This window comes from Mammaliicoccus sp. RAM2 (genome assembly GCF_045897195.1).
In the GTDB taxonomy this organism is placed as follows: Bacteria; Bacillota; Bacilli; order Staphylococcales; family Staphylococcaceae; genus Mammaliicoccus; species Mammaliicoccus sciuri.
Window position 1 is genome coordinate 1 of sequence record NZ_JBJNWI010000020.1, and the last position, 1,000, is coordinate 1,000.

A 1,000-nucleotide genomic window follows, 5' to 3' on the forward strand; every position below is an offset into this window, starting at 1 on the left:
GTCAGGAACAGAACCGAAAATGAAACTGTACTTCTCTTTAAACGTTGAGAATTTAGAGGAAGTAATTGAGGAGTTTAAAGGAAAGTTTAATTTGAAATAAGAAGTATAGCCAAAAGCAACCTTTCAAGAAAAAGAAAGGTTGCTTTTTTGTGTACCATTAAATTTGGTAAAAGTAGATTGGTAATAAATATACTAGTGGCGTAGTTAAAATGTTTAGTGTAATAGATTTAATAATGTTGAAATGTAAAATTAAAATTAAAATTGTAAGAATCAAATTTACAAATGTAATAATTTGTAGTTTAATAATAATATTGATGTTTGCATGGGGAGAGATGGAACATTGAAAAATATACTTCTAGTAGCAATTATTTTTTGTCTAACAGTATTGTCTGCAGTATTAATGATTACAACAGATTATGATGATAAAAGTAGTAAAAAGACAAAACAAGAAAAGACAGAACAGACAACTAAGAAAAAAGAAGAATCACAGAAGAAACAAGAAAAAGAAATTCATATTAAAACCCAAGAAAATCTAGCTAAAATTATATACAGTAAACAAGATGAACAAACTAAAATGAATGCATATAATGAAGCAATAGAAAAAGGGATATTACCACGTAGTCAGAATTATCAAGAAGCAGTTGATGCATTTGAAGAGTCCGTTTGGTTATCTAAAAATGAAGATATTAATCCAAAGTAATTATTTTAATAAGAACTTTGGATTAATATTTGGTGTTAAAGATGGAAGATATAGTTAATTAAACATTTATGTTGTATATGGGAAAGGAAAATGAAAGTGAAAGATAATAAAGTTATTAAAAGTAAAAATGAAATTAAAGTAAAAAAAGCAATTATACCTGCTGCAGGTTTAGGCACTAGATTTTTACCTGCTACAAAGGCAATGCCTAAAGAAATGTTACCAATATTAGATAAACCGACGATACAATATATAGTAGAAGAAGCAGCCCGTGCAGGAATTGAAGATATTCTAATCGTTACA

The 1,000-nt window shown here is 27.4% G+C and carries 2 protein-coding genes; both read left to right on the plus strand.

All coding sequences use genetic code 11. The features are described 5' to 3' along the window. Positions 1 to 340: 340 nt before the first annotated feature. Positions 341 to 700 (plus strand): hypothetical protein, encoded by a 360-nt coding sequence (locus tag ACJTHF_RS13985; protein ID WP_107603014.1) that lies wholly within the window; start codon positions 341 to 343, stop codon positions 698 to 700. A gap of 90 nt (positions 701 to 790) precedes the next feature. Then, positions 791 to 1,000: sugar phosphate nucleotidyltransferase (locus tag ACJTHF_RS13990; protein WP_407812636.1), on the plus strand; the 210-nt coding region annotated here is incomplete at its 3' end.